The 26,223-nt window shown below is 70.0% G+C and carries 25 protein-coding genes, 1 tRNA gene and 1 other RNA gene; 13 read left to right on the top strand and 14 right to left on the bottom strand.

The window, feature by feature from the left end; all coding sequences use genetic code 11:
* Window positions 1–4: 4 nt before the first annotated feature.
* Together pcaG and pcaH are read right to left on the bottom strand one after the other, a co-directional pair.
* Window positions 5–562 (bottom strand): protocatechuate 3,4-dioxygenase subunit alpha, encoded by a 558-nt coding sequence (gene pcaG, locus EHW97_RS04520; RefSeq protein WP_124235976.1) that lies wholly within the window; start codon window positions 560–562, stop codon window positions 5–7.
* 4 nt (window positions 563–566) lie between these two features.
* Window positions 567–1,361, bottom strand: a complete 795-nt coding sequence (pcaH, locus tag EHW97_RS04515) for a protocatechuate 3,4-dioxygenase subunit beta (protein ID WP_124235975.1) — start codon at window positions 1,359–1,361, stop codon at window positions 567–569.
* A 77-nt stretch (window positions 1,362–1,438) separates the two neighbouring features.
* On the opposite strand from pcaH, the gene EHW97_RS04510 reads away from it, so the two are divergent.
* Complete coding sequence (locus EHW97_RS04510; RefSeq protein WP_124235974.1) at window positions 1,439–2,191, top strand: IclR family transcriptional regulator; 753 nt, start codon at window positions 1,439–1,441, stop codon at window positions 2,189–2,191.
* Between the two features lie 41 nt (window positions 2,192–2,232).
* On the opposite strand, the gene EHW97_RS04505 is transcribed toward EHW97_RS04510, so the two are convergent.
* From EHW97_RS04505 to EHW97_RS04495, 3 genes are all read right to left on the bottom strand, one after another.
* On the bottom strand, window positions 2,233–3,564 hold the full coding sequence (locus EHW97_RS04505; protein WP_124235973.1) for an MFS transporter: 1,332 nt from the start codon (window positions 3,562–3,564) through the stop codon (window positions 2,233–2,235).
* Window positions 3,565–3,589: 25 nt separating this feature from the next.
* The gene (locus EHW97_RS04500) at window positions 3,590–4,465 is read right to left on the bottom strand and encodes a shikimate dehydrogenase (protein WP_124235972.1); all 876 of its coding nucleotides are present in this window, start codon (window positions 4,463–4,465) and stop codon (window positions 3,590–3,592) included.
* Between the two features lie 92 nt (window positions 4,466–4,557).
* The gene (locus EHW97_RS04495; RefSeq protein WP_124235971.1) at window positions 4,558–5,193 is read right to left on the bottom strand and encodes a TetR/AcrR family transcriptional regulator; all 636 of its coding nucleotides are present in this window, start codon (window positions 5,191–5,193) and stop codon (window positions 4,558–4,560) included.
* 89 nt (window positions 5,194–5,282) lie between these two features.
* Between EHW97_RS04495 and EHW97_RS04490 the strand changes: the two genes are divergently transcribed.
* Window positions 5,283–7,070 (top strand): bifunctional sugar phosphate isomerase/epimerase/4-hydroxyphenylpyruvate dioxygenase family protein, encoded by a 1,788-nt coding sequence (locus EHW97_RS04490; RefSeq protein WP_124235970.1) that lies wholly within the window; start codon window positions 5,283–5,285, stop codon window positions 7,068–7,070.
* Window positions 7,067–7,501, top strand: coding sequence for a type II 3-dehydroquinate dehydratase (aroQ, locus tag EHW97_RS04485; protein WP_124235969.1), 435 nt, complete (start codon window positions 7,067–7,069; stop codon window positions 7,499–7,501). The genes EHW97_RS04490 and aroQ overlap by 4 nt, the downstream gene beginning before the upstream one ends.
* Window positions 7,502–7,504: 3 nt before the next feature.
* On the opposite strand, the gene EHW97_RS04480 is transcribed toward aroQ, so the two are convergent.
* The 3 genes from EHW97_RS04480 to ffs all read right to left on the bottom strand — a co-directional run bounded on the left by EHW97_RS04480 (window position 7,505) and on the right by ffs (window position 8,566).
* On the bottom strand, window positions 7,505–8,038 hold the full coding sequence (locus tag EHW97_RS04480; RefSeq protein ID WP_124235968.1) for a LytR C-terminal domain-containing protein: 534 nt from the start codon (window positions 8,036–8,038) through the stop codon (window positions 7,505–7,507).
* Window positions 8,035–8,340, bottom strand: a complete 306-nt coding sequence (locus EHW97_RS04475; RefSeq protein WP_124235967.1) for a type II toxin-antitoxin system VapB family antitoxin — start codon at window positions 8,338–8,340, stop codon at window positions 8,035–8,037. The genes EHW97_RS04480 and EHW97_RS04475 overlap by 4 nt, the downstream gene beginning before the upstream one ends.
* Before the next feature lie 129 nt (window positions 8,341–8,469).
* An RNA gene (ffs, locus tag EHW97_RS04470) (signal recognition particle sRNA small type) lies at window positions 8,470–8,566 on the bottom strand.
* A gap of 81 nt (window positions 8,567–8,647) precedes the next feature.
* Between ffs and EHW97_RS04465 the strand changes: the two genes are divergently transcribed.
* The 3 genes from EHW97_RS04465 (at window position 8,648) to EHW97_RS04455 (ending at window position 11,199) form a co-directional block, all read left to right on the top strand.
* Window positions 8,648–8,732, top strand: a tRNA-Ser gene (locus EHW97_RS04465).
* Between the two features lie 149 nt (window positions 8,733–8,881).
* Window positions 8,882–9,544, top strand: coding sequence for a methyltransferase (locus EHW97_RS04460; RefSeq protein WP_243696302.1), 663 nt, complete (start codon window positions 8,882–8,884; stop codon window positions 9,542–9,544).
* A 104-nt stretch (window positions 9,545–9,648) separates the two neighbouring features.
* Entirely contained in the window at window positions 9,649–11,199 is a 1,551-nt protein-coding gene (locus EHW97_RS04455) for a choice-of-anchor G family protein (RefSeq protein ID WP_124235966.1), read from the top strand.
* Between the two features lie 110 nt (window positions 11,200–11,309).
* Here the strand turns inward: EHW97_RS04455 and EHW97_RS04450 are convergent, their stop codons facing one another.
* The 3 genes from EHW97_RS04450 to EHW97_RS04440 form a co-directional block, all read right to left on the bottom strand.
* Window positions 11,310–12,461: an acyl-CoA dehydrogenase family protein gene (locus EHW97_RS04450; RefSeq protein WP_124235965.1), complete on the bottom strand. Its 1,152-nt coding sequence runs from the start codon at window positions 12,459–12,461 to the stop codon at window positions 11,310–11,312.
* A 6-nt stretch (window positions 12,462–12,467) separates the two neighbouring features.
* Complete coding sequence (locus EHW97_RS04445; protein ID WP_124235964.1) at window positions 12,468–13,628, bottom strand: acyl-CoA dehydrogenase family protein; 1,161 nt, start codon at window positions 13,626–13,628, stop codon at window positions 12,468–12,470.
* 69 nt (window positions 13,629–13,697) lie between these two features.
* Complete coding sequence (locus EHW97_RS04440) at window positions 13,698–15,020, bottom strand: threonine/serine exporter family protein (RefSeq protein WP_243696301.1); 1,323 nt, start codon at window positions 15,018–15,020, stop codon at window positions 13,698–13,700.
* A 52-nt stretch (window positions 15,021–15,072) separates the two neighbouring features.
* Here EHW97_RS04440 and EHW97_RS04435 point away from each other — a divergent pair, with 52 nt between their 5' ends.
* Genes EHW97_RS04435 through EHW97_RS04420 form a run of 4 tightly spaced genes read left to right on the top strand, consistent with a single transcriptional unit; the run spans window position 15,073 to window position 19,205 of the window.
* Window positions 15,073–17,100 carry a DUF6541 family protein gene (locus EHW97_RS04435; RefSeq protein WP_124235962.1) on the top strand — a complete coding sequence of 676 codons (2,028 nt, stop codon included), beginning with the start codon at window positions 15,073–15,075 and terminating at the stop codon, window positions 17,098–17,100.
* Window positions 17,101–17,144: 44 nt separating this feature from the next.
* A complete protein-coding gene (locus tag EHW97_RS04430; protein WP_124235961.1) occupies window positions 17,145–17,879 on the top strand; it encodes a glycosyltransferase family 2 protein in 735 nt (244 codons plus the stop codon).
* Entirely contained in the window at window positions 17,879–18,244 is a 366-nt protein-coding gene (locus EHW97_RS04425; protein ID WP_124235960.1) for a DUF2304 domain-containing protein, read from the top strand. Before EHW97_RS04430 ends, EHW97_RS04425 begins: the two co-directional genes overlap by 1 nt.
* On the top strand, window positions 18,237–19,205 hold the full coding sequence (locus tag EHW97_RS04420; protein WP_124235959.1) for a glycosyltransferase: 969 nt from the start codon (window positions 18,237–18,239) through the stop codon (window positions 19,203–19,205). The genes EHW97_RS04425 and EHW97_RS04420 overlap by 8 nt, the downstream gene beginning before the upstream one ends.
* Here the strand turns inward: EHW97_RS04420 and EHW97_RS04415 are convergent.
* Complete coding sequence (locus EHW97_RS04415) at window positions 19,147–20,382, bottom strand: polysaccharide biosynthesis protein (RefSeq protein WP_124235958.1); 1,236 nt, start codon at window positions 20,380–20,382, stop codon at window positions 19,147–19,149. The two genes, EHW97_RS04420 and EHW97_RS04415, sit on opposite strands and share 59 nt — an antisense overlap.
* Window positions 20,383–20,441: 59 nt before the next feature.
* On the opposite strand from EHW97_RS04415, the gene EHW97_RS04410 reads away from it, so the two are divergent.
* Window positions 20,442–21,191, top strand: a complete 750-nt coding sequence (locus EHW97_RS04410; RefSeq protein ID WP_208001884.1) for a glycosyltransferase — start codon at window positions 20,442–20,444, stop codon at window positions 21,189–21,191.
* On the opposite strand, the gene EHW97_RS04405 is transcribed toward EHW97_RS04410, so the two are convergent.
* Window positions 21,177–22,061 (bottom strand): glycosyltransferase family 2 protein, encoded by an 885-nt coding sequence (locus EHW97_RS04405; RefSeq protein WP_124235957.1) that lies wholly within the window; start codon window positions 22,059–22,061, stop codon window positions 21,177–21,179. The two genes, EHW97_RS04410 and EHW97_RS04405, sit on opposite strands and share 15 nt — an antisense overlap.
* Window positions 22,062–22,079: 18 nt before the next feature.
* Window positions 22,080–23,045 (bottom strand): class I SAM-dependent methyltransferase, encoded by a 966-nt coding sequence (locus EHW97_RS04400; protein ID WP_208001883.1) that lies wholly within the window; start codon window positions 23,043–23,045, stop codon window positions 22,080–22,082.
* A 136-nt stretch (window positions 23,046–23,181) separates the two neighbouring features.
* Between EHW97_RS04400 and EHW97_RS04395 the strand changes: the two genes are divergently transcribed.
* Both EHW97_RS04395 and EHW97_RS04390 read left to right on the top strand, forming a co-directional pair.
* Window positions 23,182–24,162, top strand: coding sequence for an alpha/beta hydrolase (locus EHW97_RS04395; RefSeq protein WP_124235956.1), 981 nt, complete (start codon window positions 23,182–23,184; stop codon window positions 24,160–24,162).
* A 44-nt stretch (window positions 24,163–24,206) separates the two neighbouring features.
* Window positions 24,207–26,222 (top strand): DNA polymerase III subunit gamma and tau, encoded by a 2,016-nt coding sequence (locus EHW97_RS04390; RefSeq protein ID WP_124235955.1) that lies wholly within the window; start codon window positions 24,207–24,209, stop codon window positions 26,220–26,222.
* Window position 26,223: the final 1 nt, after the last annotated feature.

The following is a 26,223-nucleotide window of genomic DNA, read 5'->3' as shown; positions in this document are numbered from 1 at the left end:
TTGTTCAGTGTCGCGGATACGTCAGAAAGACGGTCTCGTCCTCGCCCTGGAGCCGGATATCGAATCGGTACCCGTGCGCGTCGGCAGCGGCGATGCAGGAATCGCGGCGCTCGGCCGGCAGCGACGTCAGCAGGGGATCGGCGGCGAGCGCCTCCCTGTCCTCGGGCAGGTAGGCCCGGGTGAAGAGACGGTTGAGCACCCCGCGTCCGAACACGGTCACCAGGAAGAACGGCGCCTTTCCGGGCTCGGTCGGGCCCGGGCGCAGCGTCGAGAACGTGTAGTGCCCGGCGTCGTCGGTGGCCGCGCGACCCCATCCGGTGAAGGTCCACCCGTCGCGCTTCAGCGAGCCCGGCTGCTGGACGACGTTGCCGTCCGCGTCGGCCTGCCACAGTTCGAGCAAAGCGTCGGGAACGGGCGCGCCGGCACCGTCGAGCACTTGGCCGTGCAGCCGGATGGCGTCGGCGCGACCGGGCGGGACGAGTTCGTTGTCGCCTTCGTAGGGCAGCGCGTAGCCGTAGAAGGGCCCGATGGTCTGGCCGGGCGTTGCGATCAGATCTGCCATGTCGTCAGTCCTCGTCGGTCTCGGTCTCGAGCGGCGTGCGGTGGCTGCCCGTCAGCACGATGTCCCAGCGGTAGCCGGTGGCCCACTCGTGGGTCGTCACCGAATGGTCGTACTGCGCGACGAGCCGCTCGCGCGCCTTCGGGTCGGTGATCGACTGGAAGATCGGATCGAGCGCGAACAGCGGATCGCCCGGGAAGTACATCTGGGTGATCATCCGCTGCGTGAAGTCGGTGCCGAACAGCGAGAAGTGGATGTGCGCCGGGCGCCACGCGTTGCGGTGGTTCTTCCACGGGTACGGGCCCGGCTTGATCGTCGTGAACGCGTAGTTGCCGTCGTCGTCGGTCAGGCAGCGGCCGACGCCCGTGAAGTTCGGATCGATCGGCGCGGGGTGCTGGTCGCGCTTGTGCACGTACCGTCCGCCGGCGTTGGCCTGCCAGATCTCGACCAGCTGGTTGCGCACCGGCCGGCCGTCACCGTCGACGATGCGGCCGACCAGCCGCATGCGTTCGCCCAGCGGCTCGCCGCCGTGCTGGATCGTGAGGTCGGCCTCGAGGGGATGCACATCGCGGTGCCCGAAGCACGGGGCCCACAGCTCGATCGTCTCCGGATCGGCGTGGTGCAGTGACTTGGTGGGGTGACGCAGCAGCGAGCTGCGGTACGGCGCGTAGTCGAGGCGCGGTTGCGTCTCCTCCACGCCCGAGGCGCGGTAGTCCTCCGCGATGGCCGCGATCTCGCCGTTGATCTGCTCTTGGCTGGCCGAGGCGCTGTCCGGGTCGGTGGAGATCGGCTGGGTGGTCATGCCCGGCACCCTAGGCCCCTCGGGGTGCGCGGGTGAAGCGTACGATTTCGCTCAGCGGAAACGACCGAGGAGCGAATGTGGCTGGGAACACGTCCACGCCCGGGGCGAGCGTGGCCTCGCGGGTGCTCGCGATCCTGGCCGCCTTCGATGAACACCACCGGCAGCTGACGCTGAGCGAGGTGGCCGACAGAGCGAGGCTTCCCCTCGCGACGGCGCACCGACTGGTGCAGGAGCTGGTGGCCGGTGGAGCGCTCACGCGCCGGCCGCAGGGCGATTACGTCATCGGCCGGCTGCTGTGGGACGTCGGCCTGCTCGCTCCTGTGGAGGCGGGCCTGCGGCGCGTGGCCGAGCCGGTCCTCCACGACGTCCACGCCACGACGAGGGCGACGGTGCACCTCGCGGTACGCGACGGCGATCAGGTGCTCTACCTGGAGCGGATGCGCGGCAGGGCCTCGGTGCCGGTCGTGAGTACGGTCGGTTCGACCCTGCCGATGCACTCGACCGGCGTGGGCAAGGTGCTCCTCGCCCACGCGCCGGCCGACGTGCAGCAGCGGGTACTCGGGCAGCTCACCCGGGTCACGCCGTACACCATCACGCAGCCGTCCGTCCTGGCCGAACAGCTGGACCGGGTGCGCAATGACGGGTATGCCACCACCAGCGAGGAGATGAGCCTCGGCGCCGCCTCTCTTGCGGTGCCGGTGCTGCGCGACGACGAGGCGGTGGCCGCCATCGGCGTGGTGGTGGCGAGCCTGCGGCGTGACCGCCCCCGGTTGCTGGCCGCGCTGCAGGTCGCCGCGCGCGGGATCTCCCGGCAGCTCTCCACGCGCTGAGCGCTCCCCGCGAGACGTGGTGCCTCGCGGGGAGCGGACGCTCACGCGCCGAGCTGCGTGTCCTTCGCCGGCGTCCCGAGCTGCTCGGTCGGCACGTCCCTGGTTTCGCGGGCGGTGAGCGCGGCAAGGGAGGCGATCGCGCAGATCGTCGCCGTGAAGCCCGCGATGACGACCCAGCCGCCCTCCTGGACGCCGCCCAGTGCGGTCACGATCGACGGCGCGAACCCGGCCATGAGGAAGCCGAGCTGCGTGCCGATCGCCATGCCCGAGAAGCGCACCTTGGCACTGAACATCTCGCCGTAGAACGAGGGCCAGACGGCGTTGGCCGCGGCGTACCCGAAGGAGAATGTCGCGATCGCGAGGGCGAACACCAGCAGCTCGCTGTCGCCGGACATGGACCGCATGTAGAACGGCATCAGCACCGCGCTCGCGACGGCGCCGTAGATGAAGACGGGCTTGCGGCCGATCCGGTCGGCGAGCATCCCGAACAGCGGCTGAGTCACCAGGGCGACGATGTTGGCCACCACGACGAGCCACAGCGTGATCGACTCGCGCAGGCCGACCTCGGTGCCGTACGCGATGGCGAGGTTGCCGAACACGGTCGACACGGCCGCGATGAAGGCGCAGGCGATCACGCGGGTCACGTCCCAGCCGTGGGTGCGCAGCAGCTCGACGACCGGGATCTTGGCCACGTCGCCCTGGGCCTTGGCCTTGGCGAACGTCGGCGGCTCGTGCAGCGACCGGCGGATGAAGTAGGCCACGATGACGACCACGGCGCTGAGCCAGAACGGCACGCGCCAGCCCCAGCTGTACTTGATGTCGTCGGGCAACGCGACGACCGGGATGAAGATGAGCGCGGCGAGGATCTGGCCGCCCTGCGTGCCCGTCAACGTCCAGGACGTGTAGAAGGAGCGGCGGTCGTCGGGCGCGTGCTCGAGGGTCAGCGAACTGGCACCGGCCTGCTCGCCCGCCGCCGACAGCCCCTGCATCAGCCGGCACAGCACCAGCAGGGCGGGCGCGAACCAGCCGATCTGCTCGAAGCTCGGCAGGCAGCCGATGATGAAGGTCGACAACCCCATGAGCAGCAGCGTGAACATGAGGACCTTCTGCCGGCCCACGCGGTCGCCGAAGTGGCCGAGGATGACGGCGCCGAAGGGGCGGGCCACGTAGGCGAATCCGAACGTCGCGAAGCTCATCACGAGCGACGCCTGGTTGTCGCTCGGGAAGAACACGGTGGGGAAGATCAGTGCGGCGGCGGAGCCGAAGATGAAGAAGTCGTAGTACTCGACGGCGCTGCCCATGAAGCTGGCGGCGGCGCGGACCGGCGTCTTGGTGGTGGCCTCCGGCTCGGCCGCGTGGCGGGATGTCTCCATTGGTCGTTCTCCTGATTGCGGGGACTCAGTCCTCGTCGGCGGCGACGAGGGTGCGGAAGTGACGGCTCATGCGGTCGACGTCGGGGTCGATGCCGGTGATGAGCCGGAAGGCGTCGACGGCCTGGTGCACGGCCATGTGGCCGCCGTCGAGCGTGCGGCAGCCGGCCTCGCGGGCCGCCTGCAGGAGTGCGGTGTCCAGCGGCCGGTACACGATGTCGGCCACCCAGAACTGCGGGTCCAGCAAGGACGCGTCGAAGGGCAGGCCGGGATGGTCGGCCATGCCGGTCGGCGTGCAGTGGACGACCCCGGTCGCCGCAGCCAGCAGGCCGGGAAGCTCGTCGGGCCCCGCGGAGTCGACGCGGGTCTCGCTGTGACGGCCGCCGAGGTCGGCGGCGAGGCTCGCCGCGCGGGACGGCTCGACGTCGACGACGACGAGGTGCGTGGTCCCCAGGCGCGCGAGCGCGTCGGCGACGGCCGCACCGGCTCCGCCGGCGCCGAGCATCACGACGTGCGCGAGAGAGGCTCCGGGCAGAGCGGTGCGGATCGACGTCTCGAACCCCGTGGTGTCGGTGTTGTAGCCCGTCGTGCTCCCGTCCGCGCCGAAGACGACGGTGTTCACGGCGCCGAGAGCGGCCGCTGTCGGCGAGAGCGCGTCGAGGTGGTCGATCACGAGCTGCTTGCACGGGTGGGTGATGTTGAGTGCGTCGAAGCCGAACACGCGCGCCTGACGCAGCAGGTCGCCGATCGCCGTGGCGGGCAGGTCGTGCTCCAGCAGGTCGATCGGGCGGTACACGTAGTCGAGACCCAGCGCGGCGGCTTCGGCCATGTGCAGCGGCGGGGTGAGCGACGGACGAACCCCGTTGCCGACGAGGCCGACGAGGTAGGGGGGACGGGACGGCATCCTTCTCCTGAACTAGCTAATGTACTAACCGGTACGTACGTGAAGTGAATCACAGTGCCGCCCAGGGCTGTCAAGGGGGTGGTGGCTGGAGCTCAGCGGCGGCTGAGCCAGGAGACGACGACGTCGCCGATGAGCGCGCGCAGATGCGTGCGGCTCTCGGGGGCGTGCAGATCGCGCGAGAAGAGGTAGCCGAAGGTGTACTGGTTGGCGACCTGGAAGACGCAGTAGGCGCTGATGATGAGGTGGACGTCGAAGGCGTCGACATCGTCGCGGAACACGCCCTCGACGCGGCCGCGCTCGAGGATCTCGTCGAGCAGCGACATGGCCGGCTGGCCGAGGTCGCGCAGGCTCTGCAGGCGCTGAATGTGCTCGCCGCGATGGATGTTCTCGATCGCCACGAGGCGGATGAACGCCTGGTGCTCCAGATGATGGTCGTACGTCAGCTCGGCGAGCCGTCGCATCGCCTCCACCGGGCCCAGTTCGCCGACGTCCAGGCCGCGTTCAGCCTCGCGGATGCCGCGGTACGCCTCCTCCAGGACGGCGAGGTACAGCTGCTCCTTGCCGCCGAAGTAGTAGTAGATCATCCGCTTGGTGGTGCGCGTCCGCTCGGCGATCTCATCGACACGAGCGCCGGAGTACCCCGACTCGGCGAACACCTCGGTCGCTACGGCCAGGAGCTCGGCCCGCGTGCGCTCGGCATCGCGCTGGCGGATCGGCTGGTCGCTCACACGCGCCACCCTAGCGGGGCCCCTCCCTGAGCGTGGCGGGCGTCACCCGCCGTCCACCACGGCAATGTACCCGTTGGTACATTCTCGGCATGCGTACCGCGATTGCCACGGTCTGTCTGTCGGGAGGGCTCGTCGAGAAGCTGCACGCCTGCGCGGCGGCCGGCTTCGACGGGGTCGAGATCATGGATGCCGACCTCGTCGCCGCCTATGAGTCCCCCGAGGAGATCCGCGCTCTGTGCGACCGGCTCGGACTCACGGTCGACCTTTTCCAGCCGTTCCGGGACTTCGAAGGGGTCGACGAGGCGACCTTCGCGGACAACCTGCGTCGCGCGGAGGCGAAGTTCGACGTCATGCAACGCCTCGGGGCCGACACCGTGCTCGTGTGCAGCAACGTGGCGACCGCGACGATCGGCGATGACGAAGTTGCCGCCCGCCAGCTCGGTGAGCTGGCCGATCGAGCCGCCGAACGTGGCATCCGCATCGCCTACGAGGCGCTCGCCTGGGGCCGCTTCGTCGACGACTATCGCCACGCCTGGCGTATCGTCGAGATGGCCGATCGGCCCAACCTGGGGACGTGCCTCGACAGCTTCCACATCCTCTCGCGCGGGCACGATCCCTCCGCGATCGAGGACATCCCCGGTGAGAAGATCTTCTTCCTCCAGCTGGCCGACGCTCCGGCGCTCGACATGGACGTCCTCTCGTGGAGCCGTCACCACCGCCTCTTCCCCGGCGAGGGCAGCTTCGACCTGACGGCCTTCCTCGGGCATGTGCTGCGCGCCGGGTACGCCGGCCCGCTTTCGCTCGAGGTCTTCAACGACACGTTCCGCCAGACCGACGTGGTCCGCACCGCCGCCCACGCCCGCCGCTCGCTGACCTGGCTGGCCGACCGCACCGCGGAGGCCGCCGGCTGGAGCACCGATCGCCTGACCGCTGCAGCAGCGCCGCTGGCCGTCGACTTCGTCGAGTTCAAGGGCGAGAACCTCGGCCCGCTCGAGGAGATGCTCGATCGGATCGGCTTCACCTTCCGCGGTCGGCACCGCAGCAAGCCTGTCCGGTTGTGGTCCGCGGGCGAGACGCGCGTCATCCTCAACGAGAAGGCCCGGCACGAGGCGCCGCAGCTGGCCGCGATCGGCGTCCGCGTCGACGACGCCGCCGAGGCAGCCGACCGCGCCGAGTCGCTCGGCGCGCCGCGCGTCTTCCGCCGGACCTACGCGGGCGAGCAGGACCTTCGCGCCGTCGCCGCCCCGGACGGCACCGAGGTCTACTGGAACGATCAGCCTGCGGAGTCCTCGTGGGTCGCGGAGTTCGACGGCGGGGGACCGGAGCAGCAGTTGTCCGGCGTGGTCGACCACATCAACCTCGCCCAGCCGTGGCAGGACTTCGACGAGGCCGTGCTGTTCTACAGCAGCGTGTTGGGCCTCGCCGCGGAGTCGTCCACCGACGTGCCGGGTCCCAGCGGCCTGGTCCGCAGCCAGGTCATGCGCACGGACGACGGAGTGCTGCGCATCCCGCTGAACCTCGCCCCGCCGACCGCGCCGGTGCCGGCACAGCACGTGGCAGTGCGGTGCGACGACGTCGTCGCCGTCGCCCGCGAGGCCCGTCAGCGCGGGCTGCGGTTCCTGCCGATTCCGGACAACTACTACGACGACCTCGCGGCGCGCTTCGGCCTCGACCCGAGCACTCTGGACGTGCTGCGTGAGCTCGATCTGCTCTACGACCGAGACGCCGACGGCGAGTTCATCCACTTCTACACGCCGATCGTCGGTGGCGTGTTCCTCGAACTCGTCGAGCGTCGTGGTGCGTACGACGGGTACGGAGCGCCCAACGCCCCGGTCCGGCTCGCCGCGCAGCGGGAAAACGGTACGGTGACCGCGTGAAGCGTCTCCTTCTCCTCAACGGCCCGAACCTCAACCTGCTCGGCACGCGCGAGCCTGCGATCTACGGGCACGAGACCCTCGACGACGTCGTGGCGCTCGTGACGACGACGGCCGCCGAGCTCGAGTTCGATGTGCGTGCCGTGCAGAGCAACCACGAGGGCGTGTTGATCGATGCGATCCACGAGGCCCGCACCGACTGCGCCGGCATCATCATCAATCCCGGCGGTCTCACGCACACCTCCGTCGCGCTGCGCGACGCGCTGACCGGAGTCCAGCTCCCCGTCGTCGAGGTGCACCTCACGAACGTGCACGCGCGCGAGGAGTTCCGGCACCACTCCTACATCTCGCCGATCGCCAGCTGCACCATCGTGGGCGCGGGCGTCCAGGGATACGAGTTCGCCGTGCGACGGCTCGCTCGTCTGCTCGGCTGACCGTCAGCCCTGGTCGACCTCGGAGAGGTCGATCGTGGGGACGCAGACCGTGGTCTCCTGCGATGCGGGGATCTCGGTCGGCGCGTCGCCGCGCAGGTCCTGGTAGTTGGGTCCGAGGATCACCGTGACGCCGTCGTCGAGCGTGATGTCCGGCTCGGCGAACTGCACGTCCCCGTTGAACTGCTGAGCCACCAACTGCACGGTCGGATCGTCCTGGCCGTTGGTGAGGATCGTGACGTTGTCGGCGGGAACTTCGCTCTCGCTGTTGCCGATGCGCCCGCCGAGGAAGCCCTTGCCCTCGAGATTGATGCGCACGCGGTTCGCCAACCCGGCGGCGTCGCTCGCATTGAAGATGTTGACCGTCACCATGCTGCTCTGCACGGGCTCGCCGGCGGCGATCACCTGGGTCTCGCAGGTCTCGCTGTCGTCCTCCGCCGTGTCGGCCGAGGCGAACAGGAGGTTGACGCCGATGGCGGTGGCCCCGACGAACGTCAGGCCGGCCGCGCCGAGGAAGAGCTTCTCGCGCAGGGAACTCATGACTTCCTTCCCCCGAACGAGTAGACCCGGGCGTGCAGCATCGTGCGCTGCTGGAGCGCCGCGCGCAGCGCCCGGTGGAGGCCGTCCTCCAAGAACAGCTCGCCGCGCCAGCTGACGACGTGGGCGAAGAGATCGCCGAAGTACGTGGAGTCGTCGTCGAGGAGCGTCGCGAGGTCGAGCTCCTTCTTGGTGGTGGTGAGATCGTCGAGGCGCACCTGGGTCGGCGAGATCTGCGCCCAGTCGTTCTGGGTCAGGCCGTGGTCCGGATAGGGTCGACCGTCCCCCACGCGTCGAAAGATCACGCCGCTCAGTCTAGGGCGTACACCACAGCCCTCCCGCACCCGTCAGGGTGCGGTTGACCAGGTGAACTTCGAAAACTGACGCCTCAGGGGAGTTCTGCGGTCACCAGGTGGCAGTGAATCTCCCGGGAACGAAAGGACCCCTCGCGTACCCGACAGGGATCACTGACCCTTGCTGCATTCCTGCCCTGGGGGAGTTGGGTGATGTGCCGCCACGCGAGGGGCTGTCCCCCATCATACGGGCTCGGCCAGGCCGAGCGGACCGGGGCCGATTCCCTCGCTCCTGGGTCGGCCCGGTACGCTCGTCCGCGGAGGATTCGCATAGTGGCCTAGTGCGCTCGCTTGGAAAGCGGGTTGGGTTAACGCCCTCAGGGGTTCGAATCCCCTATCCTCCGCTGCCACGCAAGGAGCCAGCGCGACGCTCGCTAGTCGAGAGTCGCGCTGGTTTCTTCGTTCGTCGGTGGTAGAGGGGGCTTGCTGCCCGCGACACGGTCGCAGAACGTCTCGGGATGCCGACTCGTGATGCTGGCCCTATCGTCGTCCCGTGCCCTCACCCGACGACGACACCGCCGTGGCTGAGCCGCCTCGCGAGACCATCGATTTCGGTCCGCTGACCATCGCGTTCGATGAGCGTGTGCTGCGCCCTCGGCCGTGGACAGCGGTGCAGTCGGCCTGGGCTGCCGACCTGCTCTCCGTCGTCCCCGACGGCCCCATCCTCGAGTTGTGCACCGGTGCGGGACAGATCGGTCTGCTGGCGGCGCATGAGAGCGATCGCGACCTCGTCCTGGTCGATGCCGATCCCGTGGCGTGCCGCCTCGCCTGGGACAACGTTCGCGCATCGCGCCGTGCCGCGTACACCGAGGTGCGCTGCGGTCCGCTGGAGTCGGCGATCACGCCCGGCGAACGGTTCGCTCTCATCGTGGCGGACCCGCCGTGGGTGGAGAGCGAACGCACGCAGGACTACCCCGAGGATCCCCTCACCGCTATCGACGGCGGCGCTGACGGCTTGGACCTCGCTCGTTCCTGCCTCGTAGTCGCCGGACGGCACCTGCTCGAGGGCGGAGCGGTCATCCTCCAGGTCGGCACGGTCGCGCAGGCCGAGGCGCTCGGCGAGTGGTTGCCGACGCAGGGTGTGTCCCTCGTCGCCGACGAGATCCGCGACGTCCCAGGAAAGGGAACCCTGCTGCGCGTGAATCGCGACTCCTGATAATCCTGAACAGAGTCACAACTTATCCGGAGTGCGCCGTAACTTTTGTCGCGAGCCCTCGTTGAGCCGCACGACAGACTTCGCTCGATACGCAAAGGCACTCCATGAGGATTCTCGGTTCCAGCCTCCTGGTCACGGGGCTCAGCGCCCTTCTGGTCGCAGCGCCGCTCCCGGCGTCTGCAGAAAACGCGGTCGCGTACACGTCGTACGCCGAATCGCAGTTCCTCGCCGGCAAGAACGCCCTCGGCGAACTCGTCGACATCGTCGGTGACGGCGTGGAGGAGGAAGGCGCCTCGTCGACGTTCCCCGAGGGCGGGGAGCAGTTCACCGAGAGTCCGCTGCAGGCACTTGACCAGCTGACGATCCCCGTGGGTGACACCCTGCTCGCGAGCGAGATCGGCGCCGTCGGCTCCTACGCCCAGACCGGACAGGGGGGCCTCGCCTACGCCGCCAGTGGCGCGGTGACCCGCGACGGTATCGTCCACGTCGGCGGAGAGTCCCAGCCCGCCACCAACGCGGCCACGCTCCGGCTCTCCGGCGGTGCCCTCGAGCCGCTCACGCAGTACGTGGCCGACCTGCGTCTCGAGCTGGGCGCCGTGACCTCGCAGGCGCGCTACGAGACGGCTGACCAGGAACTGCAGCGCAGCTACTCGCTCGCCGGTTCGCAGATCGTGCTCGAGGTTCCCGCGCTCCGCGCGATCGCCGAGGGCCTCGGTTCGGACGCTGTCGATCTGTCGACCATCGACCTGACCGGTCCGGGAGTCTGCGAGACGCTGCTCGGCCTGCTGCAGCTCGATACCGAGTCCTGCGCCCAGGTCCCCGACATCGGCGGCCTGCGGGTGACGGGTGTCGGCACACTGCTCGACGGGCTGGAGCAGCCCACGCAGGGCGGGCTTCGGTACGACGCGGAACTCGGTGCTCTGGTCCTCGACCTGGAGCAGCTGTTCCGCAGCCTCGGCCTGGACCTCAACAACCTGCCGGAGAACACCGACCTCCTCCACTACGCGCTGCCGGCGCTGGTCAACGAGCTCCCCACCTTCGTCGACAACTTCCTCGCGGTCGTCGAGGACACCCTGGGTGACCTCACGATCTCGGTCGTCGCGCCCGGCGGAGCGGCCACCCCGCTTCCGCTCGACCAGCTCACCGGTGTCCTGGAGACCGTGGTCGAGCAGATCCGCACCCAGCTGGTCAACGGCCTCGAGACGCTCGCCGAGCCGCTCGGTGCCGGGCTTACCCAACTGACCGACGCCCTCGCGAACATCGCCCAGGTCCTCGTCAACGTGCCGAACGAGTATGCGGCGCGCTACAGCGGCGAGACCGAGCTGACCGACCGCGCCGCCTCGATCTCCGCGCTGCGGGTCAAGCTGCTCGCCGTCGGGGGCGAACAGGGCCAGCTCGCCGACCTGCTGCTCGGCAACAGCCTCGTCGACACCGCGGCCACGGCCATCCCGCCGTGCACCACGGACTGCGACGGCGATCCTGGAGCCGGCGGCGGGGGTGACACCGGCACCGCCGGTCCCGACGGCTGGCTGCCGCGCACCGGCGTCGGCCTGCTCGCCCCCGTGCTCTTCGGCGGACTCGCCATCCTCGGCACGGGCTACCTGCTCACCCGCCGGGGTAAGGACGACGAGGCCGGGCCGCTCGGGCTGAGCTAGAGCACCCCCACCGACCACGAAGGGCCGCAGCTCGGGGGGCTGCGGCCCTTCGTCGTGTGCGTGTCGCGGTCGAGTAGCGACCGGAGAACGAGGGAGGCGGGTACCTCCGCTCAGCCGATCGGGTCGATGACCTCGTGGTCGCTCACCCGGGCAGCGAGCCGAGCGCGGTGAAAGGCGCCGTCTCCGATGAGGTGCTCGATCGCGGTGAGCCGACTCGTGTAGTGGCCGACGCTGTACTCGGCGGTCATGCCGATGCCGCCGTGCAACTGGATCGCGTCCTGACCGATGTGCCGGCCGGCGCGGCTGACCTGGAGCGCGGCCTGGGCCACCGCGGTCGGAACGTCGACGTCCTGGCCCTCGGCGGCCGCATCGAGCACGATCGTCGCCCACGTGATGGTGCTGCGGGCCAGCTCCAACGAGACGTACATGTCGGCAGCGCGGAACGTCAGCGCCTGGAACGTGTTGAGGGTGACGCCGAACTGCTTGCGGGTCTTCAGGTAGCCGACCGTGGTGTCCAGGGCCGTCGACATCGCGCCGAGGGCCTCATGGGCGTAGGCGACGCGTGCCGCGTCGACCGCCGCGTCGAGCAACGCCGTCTGGTCGCGACTGACGTCGCCGAGCGGCGTGGCCGGGGTCGCGCGGAACTCGACGCGAGCAGCGCGCAGGCCGTCGTGAGTCGTGTACCCGTCGCGGGTGAGCCCGGTGGCCTCGGGGGTCACGAGGAACAAGCCGGTGCCGACGTCCGTCGCTGCGCTGACGACGAGCAGATCGGCTCGTGCGCCCCACAGCACCGGCTCTTTGACACCGGTGAGCGTCCAGCCCTCGTTCGCCCAGGTCGCGGTGACTCCTTCGGCGCGGGTCTCCCAGCGGCGGCCGGGCTCGAGCCACGCGACGGCGGGAACACTCTCCCCGGCGGCGAGCGGTTCGAGCAGCGAGGCGCGCTGCTGGTCGTCGGCGGCGGAGGCGATGAGGCCGCCGGCGAGCACGACGGCCTCGACGAACGGCTCCGGCGCGAGCACGCGGCCGAGCTCCTCGGCGACGAGCGAGACTTCCACCGGCCCCGCGCCCGTGCCGCCGTCCGCCTCGGCGAACGGCAGGCCCAGCAGGCCCATCTCGGCGAGCTTGCCCCAGGTGTCCTCGCCGAAGCCCGGCTCGGTCGTGACGACCTCGCGGCGGGTCTCCGAGGACGGGTACGCCCGAGCGAGGAGGCCGCGGACGGCGCCCTTGAGGGCTTCTTGTTCTGCGTCGATCGTGAAGTCCATGTCAGCTCACAGTCCCAGGATGGTGCCGGCGATGATGGTGCGCTGCACCTCGTTCGAGCCGCCGTAGATGGAAGTCTTGCGGTAGTTCAGGTAGACCGGCGTGGCCAGCCGCGCCCACTCGGGCAGCTCGCTGGTGTCCCCTGCCCCCGAGGCGAGGGCCGCGGGCCCCGCGAGGTCGACCGCCAGCTCCGTCACGGCCTGCTGGAGCACCGTGCCCTGCAGTTTGAGGATCGACGACGCCGGATCGGGCTTGCCGTCCGTCGAGTTGCCGGCCACGCGCAGCGCGGTGAGCTCGAGCGCCAGCAGCTGGTTCTCCAGCTCCGCGATGCGGCCCGCGTACGACGGGTCGTCGAGGAGGCCGAGTTCGGCCGCGTGCTGCTTGGCCGTCGCGAGGTTCCGCTTGGTGGCACCCACCGACGCGATGCCCGTGCGCTCGTTGCCGAGCAGGAACTTGGCGTAGGTCCAGCCCTTGTTCTCCTCGCCGACCAGGTTCTCGGCGGGGACGCGCACGTTCTCGAAGAAGACCTCGTTGACCTCCACGCCGCCGTCGATGAGTTCGATCGGGCGCACGGTGAGTCCCGGCGTGGTCATGTCGATGAGCAGGAAGCTGATGCCCTGCTGACGCTTGGGCGCCGTCGGGTCGGTGCGCACGAGGGTGAAGATCCAGTCGCCGTGCTGGCCGAGCGTCGTCCAGGTCTTCTGCCCGTTGACGATGTACTCGTCGCCGTCGCGGACGGCGGTCGTGCGCAGTGAGGCGAGGTCGGAGCCGGCGTCGGGCTCGGAGAAGCCCTGCGACCACCAGATGTCGAGGTTGGCCGTCGCAGGGAGGAACCGCTCCTTCTGCTCCTGGGAGCCGAAGGTCGCGATGACCGGCCCGACCATGTTCGTGTTGAAGGTCAGCGGCGGCGGGACGCACGCGAGCGCCATCTCCTCGTGCCAGATGTGGCGCTGGAGCTGAGTCCAGTCCTGACCTCCCCACTCGACCGGCCATTGCGGGACGGCGAGCCCGGCCGCGTTGAGGATGCGTTGGCTCTCGACCATCTGCTCCTTGGTCAGCTCACGGCGCGACCGCACGGCCTCGCGGATCTCCTCGGGAATCCGGGTCGTGAAGAACTCGCGCAACTCGTCGCGGAACTTCGCGTCCTCGGCGGACAACTGACGTCTCATACCTGTGCTCCCACTCACTAAGCGCTTGCTTACCGCACGGTAACCCATCGGTGGGAGCCGGCACCAGCGTTATGACAGATGCTTGAGTTCGCGCCGGCGGGACTTGGCCCGGAACGGCCCCACGAGACGGGGGCCGGCGAGCCGCCGTTCCAGGCGACGGGTCTCCCGCGCGAGCGGCTGAGCGATGTACTCCCCGAAGATGACGCCGGCTGCGAGCGCCACCGCGATACCGCCGGCGGTGATGCCCTGGAAGATCCCGGACAGATTCTCTTCCGCAAGCTGCGAAAGCGAGCGGTAGATCGTGAGGCCGGGCAGCATCGGCACGATCGCCGAGACGACCACCACGAGCGTCGGCACGCGCCCCCAGCGCGAGACCGGATAGCTGACGACGCCGATCGCGATGGCGCCCACGGCCGCGGCGAACGAGCGGTCCAGACCCGTGTTCCCGATCGCCGTGATGAGACCTGCTGCGGGACCGGCGATCAGCCCGACGGGAACGATGATGCGCCAGGGCGCATACGAGGAGTGTGCGAAGGCCATCGCCGCGAGCGCGGCACCGCCGATGACGGCCGGCAGCTGCGACAACGCGGGCAAGGAGGTCTGGTTCGCCACGTCGACGCCGAGCATCCCGCCCGCCATCAGCCCGGTGCTGACGCCGACGATGATGCCGACGGTCGAGAGCAGCACCTCGAAGACACGGGCACCGGCGGTGAGGTAGTAGCCGGTCAGCGCGTCCTGGATGGCACCGATGAAGCCGAGTCCCGCGAGCAGGACCACGATGTTCGCCGAGATGACGAGGGACGGGTTCGCCGGGATGTGCAGGGCCGCCGCGCCTACGGCGAGCAGGGAGGCGCACAGGCCGCCGGCGACCTGGATGTAGAACTCGGGGAGACGACGGCGAGCCATCCGGTGCCGGATGACCTCGATGAGCCAGGCCGCCACCGCGGCGATGAGAGCGACGATCCAGTCGCCGCCGATGAGCAGTGCGATCCCGGCGCCGACGAGTCCGCCGCTGGCGATCACCGACCAGCGCGGCCGAGGGTGGCCGCGCGTCGAGATCGCCGCGATCTGACGACGCGCCTCGTCGAGGTCGATCTCGTCGGCGAGGAGCCGCGACACGACCAGGTCGACATCGGTGAGGTCCTCGAAGTCGGTCTCGCGGTGCTGCACGTTGCGACGCAGCGCCAGCGGCACCTCGTCGAGGTCGTGCTGGTGGATGATCGTCAGCATGACGTAGGTGACGTCCACATAGGTGCCGCGCAGTCCCAGGTGGTGGCAGATCGACGACATCGTCGCCTGCACGTCCGCGGTGCCGGCCCCGTTGGCCAGCAGCGTCTCTCCGATGCGAAGCGCCAGATCGAGCGTGCGCAAGGTTCGCCTCGGAGTGTCCACGGCTCCCATTGTGGTGGCGTGGGCTAGGTTCGACAGACGGAGATCGGCTGGGGTGCCCGATCTGCGCCGCACGCCGGAGAAGATCGAGCGTCGGCTTCAGCGAAGGAGAGGACTCGGCGTGCTCGATTGGATCGCACTGACGCCCAGCGTCGTCGTGGCCGCGGCCCTGCTCGTCCTACCGGGGGCGACGCTCGTCGCCGCCCTCGGCCTGAGGGGCTTCGGCATCGTCGCCGCCGGCGTTCCCGTGGGCGTCACCGTGATCAGCGGCGCGGCGATCGTCGCGCCCTGGCTTGGTCTCGGCTGGGGACTGGTCCCCGTCGCCCTCGTCTGGCTGGCCGGCCTGCTGGTGGCCGCCGGCCTCGGGTGGGTCGTGCGCAGGAACCGGGACACCTCGTCGCGACGGATGCCGGCTTCCGCGCCGTTCTGGCCCCTCGCCGGGGCACTCGTCCTCGGCACGGTGCTCATGACCTACCTCATCGCGCAGTCGGTCAAGTCACCGGAGAACTTCTCGATGCGGTTCGACAACGCCTTCCACACGAGCGCGATCCGGTGGGCGCTGGAAACCGGCAACGCGTCCTCGCTCAGCATCTCCTCGTTCGCGAACTTCGACGGCGAATCGAGCCTGTATCCGGCCGCCTGGCACGGCTTCGCGGCGCTCATCGCCGAGGTGACCGGCGTGTCCGTTCCGGCGGCGATCAACGCCGCCAACATCGCGGCGGCCTCGCTCGGATGGGTCGCCGGCACGATCTTCCTGGCGTCGGTGACCGTCGGCCGACACCGCGCCGTCCCGTGGGCCGCGGCCCTCGTCGCCTGCGGCTTCCAGGCGTTCCCCCTGCTGCTGCTCAACTGGGGAACGCTCTACCCGAACTTCTTCGGTGTGACACTGCTGCCGGCGCTCCTGGCGCTCACCGTCCTGGTGTTGCGGGTGCGCGGCACGCATGCCGAGGGCTCGATCCTGGTGGCCCTGCTGATCGCGATCGCGGCGCTTCCAGGCGCCCTGCTCGCGCACCCGAACGCGGTGATGGCGTGGGGCCTCGCCGCGCTCGCGATGGTGCTCGTGCGGCTCGGCGAGTGGGTGACCAGCCGTCGTTCCCAACGCGGGCAGACGCTGGTGATCGCGATCGTCGCCGGGATCGTCCTGGTCGGCGGGTTCGCAGCCGTGTGGAATCGGCTGCGTCCGTCGCTCGACGTCGCTCCGTGGAAGGCGTACCAGGGACCGGTCGGGGCCGTGCGTGAGTGGCTCACGGTCAGTCCGCTCGGTTCGTCGATCCCCTGGGTCGTCACGGTCTTCATGCTCGTGGGCGTCGGTGTCCTGGTGTGGCGTCGGCAGTTCGCGTTCGTCGCCGCCTGGCTCGTCTTCGGCCTGCTGTTCATCGTCTCCACGGGAGTGCCCAACGGAGCGCTGCGCGAGTACGTCGTCGGCGTCTTCTACCAAGACAACCCGCGCCTCGCCGCGCTGACCGCGGTCGGGGCGCTCGTCCCGACGGTGGTGGGCGCGGTCGCGGTCGGCAAGGCGGTGGCCGTGCTCGTCCGCCGGTACCTGCCGGGCCGGCGGTTCGCGGCGCCGGTCGCGATCGCGTTGTTCGCCGTCGGCTGCGCGCTCCTGACGTTCCAGCAGACGATCGGCCAGGCGATGGCCTGGACCACGTCCGCTTATGTGCCGACGCAGCGTTCGCAGCTCATCGATCGCGAGGAGCTGCGGATGATCGAACGGCTTCCCGAGATCGTGCCCGACGACGCGCTCATCCTGGGCGAGCCGGGGGCCGGCACGCCGTTCATCTACGCCCTCACGGGAATCCGCACGGCCCCTGCGTACATGTTCTACGAGGCGAGTGAGGAGGAGCTGGAGATCTTCCACTCGATCGAGCACGCCGACCGGCCGGAGAACCGCGACCGCCTCTGCGCCGCCGCCGACGAACTCGCCGACTCCTCCGAGCTGTACATCGCGGACTTCAACGGCGCCGGCTACCGCAACACCCTGCTGGCCGGACTGCGCCGGCCCGATCCGCAGACCACCGAACTGGTCGCTACGGAAGGTTCGGTCCAGTTGTACCGCGTGACGGTGTGCGACGACCTGTGAGGGATACACGACCTGCGGCGACATGCCGTTAGGCTCGTGTCGTCATGACAGCCTCGACTGACCAGCGCACGCTCGTGATCGTGCCCGCCTGGAACGAACAAGCCAACATCGCGAGCACGGTGCGGGAGATCCGTTCGGCGACGCCGGATTTCGACGTCGTGGTCATCGACGACGGGTCGACCGACCACACCGCGCGTGAGGCCCGCGACGCCGGCGCGACGGTGTTGCAGCTGCCGTTCAATCTCGGTGTGGGCGGGGCCATGCGGACTGGTTTCCGTTACGCCGAGCGCCACGACTACGACCGGGCGATCCAGGTGGACGCCGACGGCCAGCACGATCCCGCCGACATCCTCCGGGTGCTCGACGGTCTCGAGGAGGCCGACATCTCGATCGGGGCGCGGTTCGCCGAGCGCGGCGAGTACACGGTGCGCGGTCCACGTCGCTGGGCGATGGTGCTGCTGGCGTTCGTGCTCTCGCGCATCGCCCGCACGAAGCTGACCGATGTCACGTCCGGGTTCCGCGCGGCCAACCGGCGCGCGATCCGCCAGTACGTCGCGTACTACCCCGCCGAGTACCTGGGCGACACGATCGACTCGCTCGTCGCCGCAGTGCACAACGGGCTCACGGTCACGCAGGTGCCGGTGGAGATGCGGCAGCGGCGACACGGCAAACCGAGCCAGCGGCCGATCGGCGCCATGGTCTACCTGTTCCGCTCGGTGTTCGCGCTCGTCTTCGCGGTCATGCGCCAGCCCGTCGCTCCGCGGGAGGAGACACTCTGATGATCTTCGTCATCACCGCCATGACGGTGCTGTTCATCGCGGCCGTCGTGCTCATGCTGCTGCGCCGCCAACTGCAGGAGAAGTACGCCGTCCTGTGGATCGTGGTCGGCGTCGCGATGCTCGTGCTCGAGGTGTCCCCGCCGCTCCTCGGCTGGCTGGCCTCCGTCGCGGGTGTGCAAGTGCCGTCCAACCTGCTGTTCTTCCTCGGCATCACCCTGCTGCTCGGCGTGAGTCTGCACCTGTCGTGGGAGTTGTCGCGCGCCGAGGACGAGATCCGACGGGTTGCGGAGGAGGTCACGCTGCTGCGGGCCGAGATGGAGCGCATCACGCCCGACGTCGCCCCGACCGACGCCGACGATGTCTGAGCCCGTCTCGACGTGGGCCGTGCTCTCGGTCTTCTCACCGGACGGCTCCCTCCTGGCGAACGTCGGGGCGATCCGTGAGCAGGTGGATGCCGTCGTCGTCGTGGACGATCACGGGCCCGACCCCGACGAGGACGTCTTCGCCGCGTTGGTCGACGAGGGGGTCGAGGTGTTCCGGCAGCCGGACAACCTCGGGATCGCCGCCGCACTCAATCGCGGCATCGCGGCGGCGTTCGAGCGCGGTGCCGGGGCCGTCGTGCTCTTCGATCAGGATTCGGTGCCCCCGGCGGGGATGGTGGCGGCGCTGCGTGACGCGCTGGAGCAGGCGCGCGCGAAGGGAGTCGACGTCTCGTACGCCGTGCCCGAGTTCTGGTCCCAGACTCGCCAGGTGATGGCGACCGACCCCTCGGGGGTCTTGCTCGCGCGCGAGCCCATCCAGTCCGGGACGTACCTCCCCCGGTCCACGTGGGACCGACTCGGGCCGCTGCGCGAGGACCTGTTCATCGACCTGGTCGACGTGGAGTACGCACTGCGTGCCGAGGCGGCCGGGATGCCGCCGGTCGCGGCGCCGGGAACCCGTCTCGGCCACCGGCTCGGCGCGGCCTATCGCCGGCCGTGGTGGGCGGGCCGATTCGCGGGGTCTCCGCTGCCCTCCGCGGTCACGCTCAGTACGCCGTTCCGGTACTACTACCGTGTCCGCAACCGGCGGGTGATCAATCGGGCGTACGGTGGCCGGTTCCGTCGGCGGCTGACGATCGCGAGCGTCGTGGAGGCGCTTCACCTGGTCGAGGTCATCGCCTTCGCCCGGCCGCGCTCTCGGATGCTGCGGGTCGTCCTGCGGGCATGGCGAGACGGGGGATCCGGCCGGAGCCTCGGACGCATGCCCGCCAGCGTTCAGGCCGACCTCATGGACGTGCGCTGGCGGCTGCGGCCTCTCGCTTCAGGAGCCGAGCGGCCGGAATGACCAGCGCGGTCATCGTGATGACCTCGGAGGTCAGCACTCCGACCGCGATCGTGGTGGCCGAGCCGGTCGCGGCACCGGAGATCATCACCGTGAGTCCGGCGATCGCGGACACGCAGGTGACCGCCAGAACGAGTCGGAACCGTCCGTGCGGCACGAGGACGTTGCGGATGAACGGGGTGGTAGACGAGATGCACACGAACGCCAGCCCGAACAGCACGCAGGCCAGGGGAGTGGCCTTGACGTCCTGACCGAAGGCGATGCCGGTGGCCCACGGACCGAGGATCGCGATACCGAGACCCCCGACGGCTCCGAGCGCCACATGGCAGACGATCGCGAGCCGGTGACGCGCCGTGCGGTCGGTCGCGTCCTTCTCCAGCACCCAGCCCTGGAAGGCGTTGCCGAAGGCCACCACCGCGAGCAGCCCCAGCCGGTAGACGCGGTCCGCGGACGCGAACGGGTTCGCGTCGACGACGGGCAGCCCCGCCGACGCGATCGGCACCGGAGTCGCGCCGTAGCTGTTGGAGACTGTGTCGATGGCCGCGGTCGGCAGCTGCGCTCGCAACGCGCTGCGGATCTCGCGCACGGTGAGGCGACCGCTGTGGTGGCCGCGCATCTCCCGGCGCGCGTGGGCGAGGTAGGCGGCGGCACAGAACACGGCGAGCAACACCGCGTACCAGGTGATCTGCCCGGTCAGGAGAACCAGGACGACGGCGAGCGCGGCCGCAGCCAGCTTCGGTGACACGTCGTAGACGGTGAGCTTGGCCGGCTGACCCGCGCCGATGCAGAACCAGGACGGGCTGAAACCGCCCACGGCGGACGCGATCGCGATCGCGACGGCGTCGAAACGGTAGGCCGGGTCCGCGACGGCTGCGGCGATGAGCGCCGCGACCGGCAGCACGACCGCGGCGGCCACCGCGCGGGTGTAGAGGCTCTCCGCGAGGATGTGGGCGCGCTCGCCCTGGTCGGCCGCTCGGGCGATACGCACCGGCCCGGCGATGCTCCAGCCGAACATCATCACGATCATGCCGATGAGGCCGATGCTCTGGCCCGCGGCGAAGCTGGCCCAGCCCTCGGGCGCGGCCCGCGTGATGACGGGCAGGATGAGCATCGGAGCGAAGGCGGCGAGCACCGGCCCGCCGGTGAAGCCCGCTAGCCTCGTGGTGATGGAGCGGCGCACAGAGCCGAAGTCTACGGTGCCGCGCCAGTCCTGGTGTCCGACGTGAAGAGGGGCGATCCGTGAGCTCGGTACGCGTGAGCGTGTGCATGGCGACCTACAACGGGGCGAAGTACCTGGCCGAACAGGTCGACTCGATCCTGAGCCAGCTCACGGAGGCGGACGAGCTCGTCGTCATCGACGACGGCAGCACGGACGAGACCCTCGCGATGCTCGAATCGTTCGGCGACCCGCGTATCAGCGTGCGCCGCACCGCTCGCAATCTCGGGTACGTCGGCGCCTTCGGGGAGGCGCTCAGTGCAGCGCGCGGCGAGTATCTCGTGCTGAGCGACCAGGACGACATCTGGCCGCAAGGGCGGGTCGAGGCGCTCGTGGCGGCGCTCGGCGAGGCGGAAGTGGCGGTCGGCAACGTCGTCGACCTCGAGCACCGTCGGCCGTTGCCCTCCCCCGTGCGGCGTCGGCCGTGGCACCTGTCGTCGTCGACGTCGCGTCAGCATCGGCGCAATCTGCTGCGGATCTGGGCCGGTGTCATCCCGTATTTCGGCTCGGCCATGGCGCTGCGCCGGTCGGCGCTCGAGCGGGTGCTGCCGCTGCCGGCGTACCTGGGCGAGTCGCACGACCTGTGGATCGCGACCGTCGCCAACGTCGACCGATCGATCCGTCATCTCGACGAGGTGGTGGTCTGGCGGCGGTTGCACGACACCAACGCCTCGACCTCCCGTCCGCGGGCGATCGGCCCCGTGCTGCGCGCACGGGTCATGTTGCTGCGCCTGGCGCTGGAGGCCAGGCGCCGCCGGTCACGGACCCAGTAGATGCGCGAGCGCTGAGCGGATGCCCTGTCCGTCGCGCTGCAGCAGAGCCCTTGGCAGCACCGTCGCCGCGTGGAGACGCGAGAAGATCCTCAGCCGCGCGGCCCGCGCCGTCCGTCGCCACCCGTGATCGACGGCGAGGCGGTGCGCCAGTCGGTAGTAGCGCCGTTCGTCGCGGAACCGCGAACCGCCCACGAGTGCCGCCATCGACGCGCTTCCGTCGTGGCGGCGGTAGGCGAAGGCGACCTCCGGCGTGTACACGAGCGACCCCCCGGTGTACGCGATGTCCATGAGCAGCGCGAGGTCCTGGATGACGGGGAAGCCGTCACGGAAGTCGTGCCGGCGCAGGGTCTCGGTGCGGAACGTCAGCGAGGGCCAGTACAGCCAGTTCCCGCGGATGAGGCTCGTCGCGAGGTCCTCGGCGGCGAGGACGGTCTCCTCGCGCGGCGCCAGCATCCGGCGCTTGACGCGATCCACGAGCGGCAGCGACGGCTCACCGTGCTGGTCGATGACGCGGACGCCCGGCTGGACGATGTCGACACCCGGATGCCGTGCGATCGCACCCTTGACGGTGCGCACGTAACCGGGGTCGAAGAGGTCGTCACTGCCCGGGATGCAGACGTAGTCGGCGGTCGCCCGTTGCGCCGCCTGGGCGAAGTTGGCGGTGATCCCCACGTTCTGCTCGTGTCGGACGTAGGTGACGCGGGGGTCAGGGTGATCGCGGTACCGCTCGTACGCGGTGAGATCGGGGTAGTGGTCGTCGAGGATCGTCAACGTCCAGTCGTCGTCGTCCTGCCCGAGGACGGAGTCCACGGTGAGCGTCAGCAGGTCCGGATCCCCCCAGTAGGGGATCACGATGTCGACGGCGGCCACGAGCAGTCAGTCTAGGAGTCAGCGCATGGGGGCGAGGGAACGCAGTTGCTCGAGTGCCTCCGGCAGCCGATCGGGATCGGACTCACCATCGCGGATCTGCAGCAGCAGCTGCCATGCGGGACTAGCGAGAAGCTCCCGCGGATCCACCGCCGACTCCCGGCGGGTCCATTCCGACGCGACGTGCTGAGGATCCGGAGTGATGCAGTACGTCTCCAGTTCCTCATAGGCGTCGTCGAGAACCCGCGAGTCCGGATCGCACCCCAGCACGACGAGAGTGCCCGTCGGGTTGGTGTTCACCGGGAGAAGAACGAGATCGGGACGCCATTTCCGCAGGATCTCGGTGACCTTGTAGACATCGCCGGCCCACCAGCGGGTACGCCGGGTGCGGTAGGCCTCGAGCGAGTTGCGCGGCAGCATGTCGTCGAAGACGATGACCCCGGTCTTCGCCATGTGCTTCTCGAGGTTCATGAAGTCGCGGAGAGCGAATTCCGAGAGGTGCATGCCGTCGATGAATCCGAGGTCGACCGGGAGACCTTCGAAGTGAGCGAAGGCGTCGCTGCGCGCGAAGAAATCGTCGCTCGTCTCCTCGTACACCTTGACGTCGTCGCCCAACGGCTGCGAAATGATCGGTGCCGGGTCCACGCCGATGGAACGAGTCGCCGCCAGCGCCAGTCCCGCTCCACGGTGAACCCCGATCTCGAAGTAACTCCGCGGCCGGAGCGCACGATGCAGCCCGGCGAGCAGGTCGTGCCGACCCATGGGACCGATGGGGAACGACTCGATTCGGTCGCCGGTGACCCAACCGAGGTTGGTCTGCTGGTTGACGGCGTCTTCCACGCGATGGCGGCCCAGCCGCTCAAGACGCTCCTGGCGCCGCCCGGACCGGTCGATGGCGTCCTCCACGGTCCTCCGCGCGTTGTTGCCATAGCGGAGGAGGAGCGAGGGGATTCGCTGCTCGGACTTGCGCCGGAGGGTGTGGATCACAGTTTCACGGAAAGTCACGTCGGTCCTCCGGGTCGGCTCGGTCGTGCACTTGGGAGGATACCGCCTCGCGGAGGCGGAAGGTGCCCGCGCGGCGGCCGCGCGGCACTATCGTGGGCTCGACGCGAGAGGAGCGGCCATGAGTGACTGGACGACGGACATCCTGGGAGAGCCGTACGAACGACGGATTCTCGAACTGGGAGTCGACCCCGATGGGGAGGGAACTGTCAGCGCGACCCTCGTGCGCCGCAACGGTACCGACGCGCCGCGGGCCGCCGTGATCTACGTCCACGGGTTCACCGACTACTTCTTCCAGAAGGAGTTCGCCGAGTTCTTCTCCGACCGGCAGATCGCCTTCTACTCCCTCGACCTGCGCAAGTGCGGGCGGTCCCTGCGCGACGGGCATACCGCGCACTACGTCTCGGACTTGGCCTTCTACGACGCCGAGCTCGAGGAATCGCTGCGGATCGTGCAGGAGGAGACGGGCGTGCCGGTGTACCTCGCCGCGCACTCGACCGGCGGTCTCATCCTGCCGCTGTGGCTCGACCGGATGAACCGCTCCGGAGGGACGCGGGCGCGCGGCATCGCGGGCCTCATCCTCAACAGCCCGTGGTTCGACCTGCAGGGCGCGCCGTGGATGCGGAGCATCGGGACGGAGGCGGTTCGTGTCGCGGCCCGCCTGAAGCCGAAGACGGTCATCCAGCTGCCCGCGCTCGACGCCTATGGCGCGAGCCTGCACGTCTCCCGCGGTGGGGAGTGGGACTACGACCTCGCGCTCAAGCCCCTCACCGGGTTCCCGGTCACCGTGGGGTGGCTCAACGCCATCCGCCGCGGTCACGCCCGCTTCCATCGGGGTCTCGACGTGGGGGTGCCCTCGCTCGTGCTGCGCTCGCACCGGTCACGGTTGCTGGCGCGGTCGAGCGAGGAGATCGACACGGTGGACGCGGTGCTGGACGTCCGTCAGATCGCCCGATGGGCAGGTTGCCTGGGCGACGAGGTGACCTCCGTGCCGATCCCGAACGCCCGGCACGACGTCTTCCTCTCGCGCAAGGACGCCCGCGATCACGCGTATGCGGTGCTCGACGACTGGTTGACCCGGCACCTTCCCCCGGTTCGGTGACCGGTCCGCGGCGGCCTGTCGCCCCCGATCGTTAGGCTCAACCCGTGGATGCTCCCCTGGCTCTCTACCGCCGTTACCGGCCCGAGACCTTCGCCGAGGTCATCGGCCAAGATCACGTCACCGAGCCGCTCCGTCACGCTCTCGCGGCGAACCGGGTCCACCACGCCTACCTGTTCTCCGGTCCGCGCGGCTGCGGCAAGACCACCAGCGCACGCATCCTGGCCCGGGCGCTGAACTGCGAACGCGCGCCGATCGCCGATCCGTGCGGCGAGTGCCAAAGCTGTCGCGACCTCGCCCGCGGGGGGCCCGGCAGCGTCGACGTCATCGAGATCGACGCGGCCAGCCACGGTGGCGTCGACGATGCGCGCGACCTGCGTGAGCGAGCGTTCTTCGCGCCCGTGAGCAGCCGCTACAAGGTCTACATCATCGACGAGGCCCACATGGTCTCGCCGCAGGGCTTCAATGCGCTGCTCAAGCTCGTCGAGGAGCCGCCGCCGCACCTCAAGTTCATCTTCGCCACCACGGAGCCGGACAAGGTCATCGGCACGATCCGGTCGCGGACGCACCACTATCCGTTCCGGCTGGTGCCGCCCAAGCAGCTCGGCGACTACCTGCACCAGCTGTGCGAGGCGGAGGGAGTGCGACTGGAGCCCACCGCACTGCCGCTCGTCGTACGCGCCGGCGCGGGCTCGGTGCGCGACACCCTCAGCGTCCTCGATCAGCTCCTGGGCGGCGCCGGCCCTGAGGGCGTGACGTACGAGCTCGCCGTGCAACTGCTGGGCTACACCCCCGATTCGTTGCTGGACGAGGCGGTCTCAGCGTTCGCTGCGCGCGACGGCGGCACCGTCTTCTCGGTGGTCGACAAGGTCATCGAGTCCGGCCAGGACCCGCGTCGCTTCGCCGAGGACCTCCTGCAGCGCTTGCGTGACCTCGTGATCCTCGCGGCCGTCCCCACGGCCGTCGAGACCGGGCTGCTCGACGTTCCCGGTGACCGCGCCGAACGTCTCGCGCAGCAGGTCGCGGGCTTCGGCCCCTCCGAACTCACCCGGGCTGCCGACATCGTCAGCGCGGCCCTGACCGACTTCCGTGGCGCCACGGCCCCGCGGCTCATGCTCGAACTCATGTGCGCCCGCATCCTCGTCCCGGGCGCGGACAATTCCACGGAGGGCTTCCAAGCTCGACTCGAGCGGATCGAACGACGCCTGTCCGGGGGTGGCACCGCACCCGCGCCCGATCACGCTCCCGTGCCGCCGGCCGTATCCTCGCCCCCGGCCGCCGGGCCGGCGTCGGCCCCGAGCGTCGCTCCGTCGCGCCCTCAGGAGCCGAGCCCGCCGGCGCCGGCGCCCGCGCCGCGGCCCCAGACCGCGCCCGACTCTGCGCCGGAACCGTGGGGCGAGTCGGCCCCGCGCCCGCAGGAGAACGCGGGTCCGGCCCCGCAGCCGCCGGCACCGTCCGCGCCCTCCGCACCACCGGCTGAGCCCCCGGCGCCTGCGCCCGGTTCCGCCGCACCCGCGACGCCTGCGCCGGAGCAGCCCGCCCCCGGCGCGCTGTCCACGGCTGACGTCCGCCGACTCTGGCCGCAGATCCTCGACCGCATCCAGCATCTGCGCCGCTTCACCTGGGTCATGCTGAGCCAGAACGCGCAGGTGGCCGGAGTGCAGGGCTCGACGCTGACCATCTCCTTGGTCAATGCCGGCGCGCGCGACTCGTTCATGAACAGCGGATCGGATCGCATCGTCGCCCAAGCGCTCCAGGACGTGCTCGGCGTCGAATGGCGGATCGAGGCCATAGTCGATCCGGCGACACAGCCCGGTCCCGGAACCGGTGGGGGCCAGGCCGCCGCTCCGCCCGCCGCCCCGGAGCCGAGCCGCCCCGTGGCCCGCGTCCCCGACGCCGTCCGCCAAGCGCTGCGCGAACCCGCGCCGCAACGCGCAGCGGCGGTCGACCCCGACGCGGGCGTCGACCCCGACGACCCGGTCCTCGACAGCGGAGCTGCCGACGCCGAGGCCCTGCTCGCCGAGCAGCTCGGCGCGCAGATCATCGACGAGTCCGAGGGTTGAG

This window comes from Aeromicrobium camelliae (genome assembly GCF_003850045.1).
Taxonomy (GTDB): domain Bacteria; phylum Actinomycetota; class Actinomycetes; order Propionibacteriales; family Nocardioidaceae; genus Aeromicrobium; species Aeromicrobium camelliae.
This window is presented reverse-complemented; position numbering and strand designations above follow the sequence as displayed.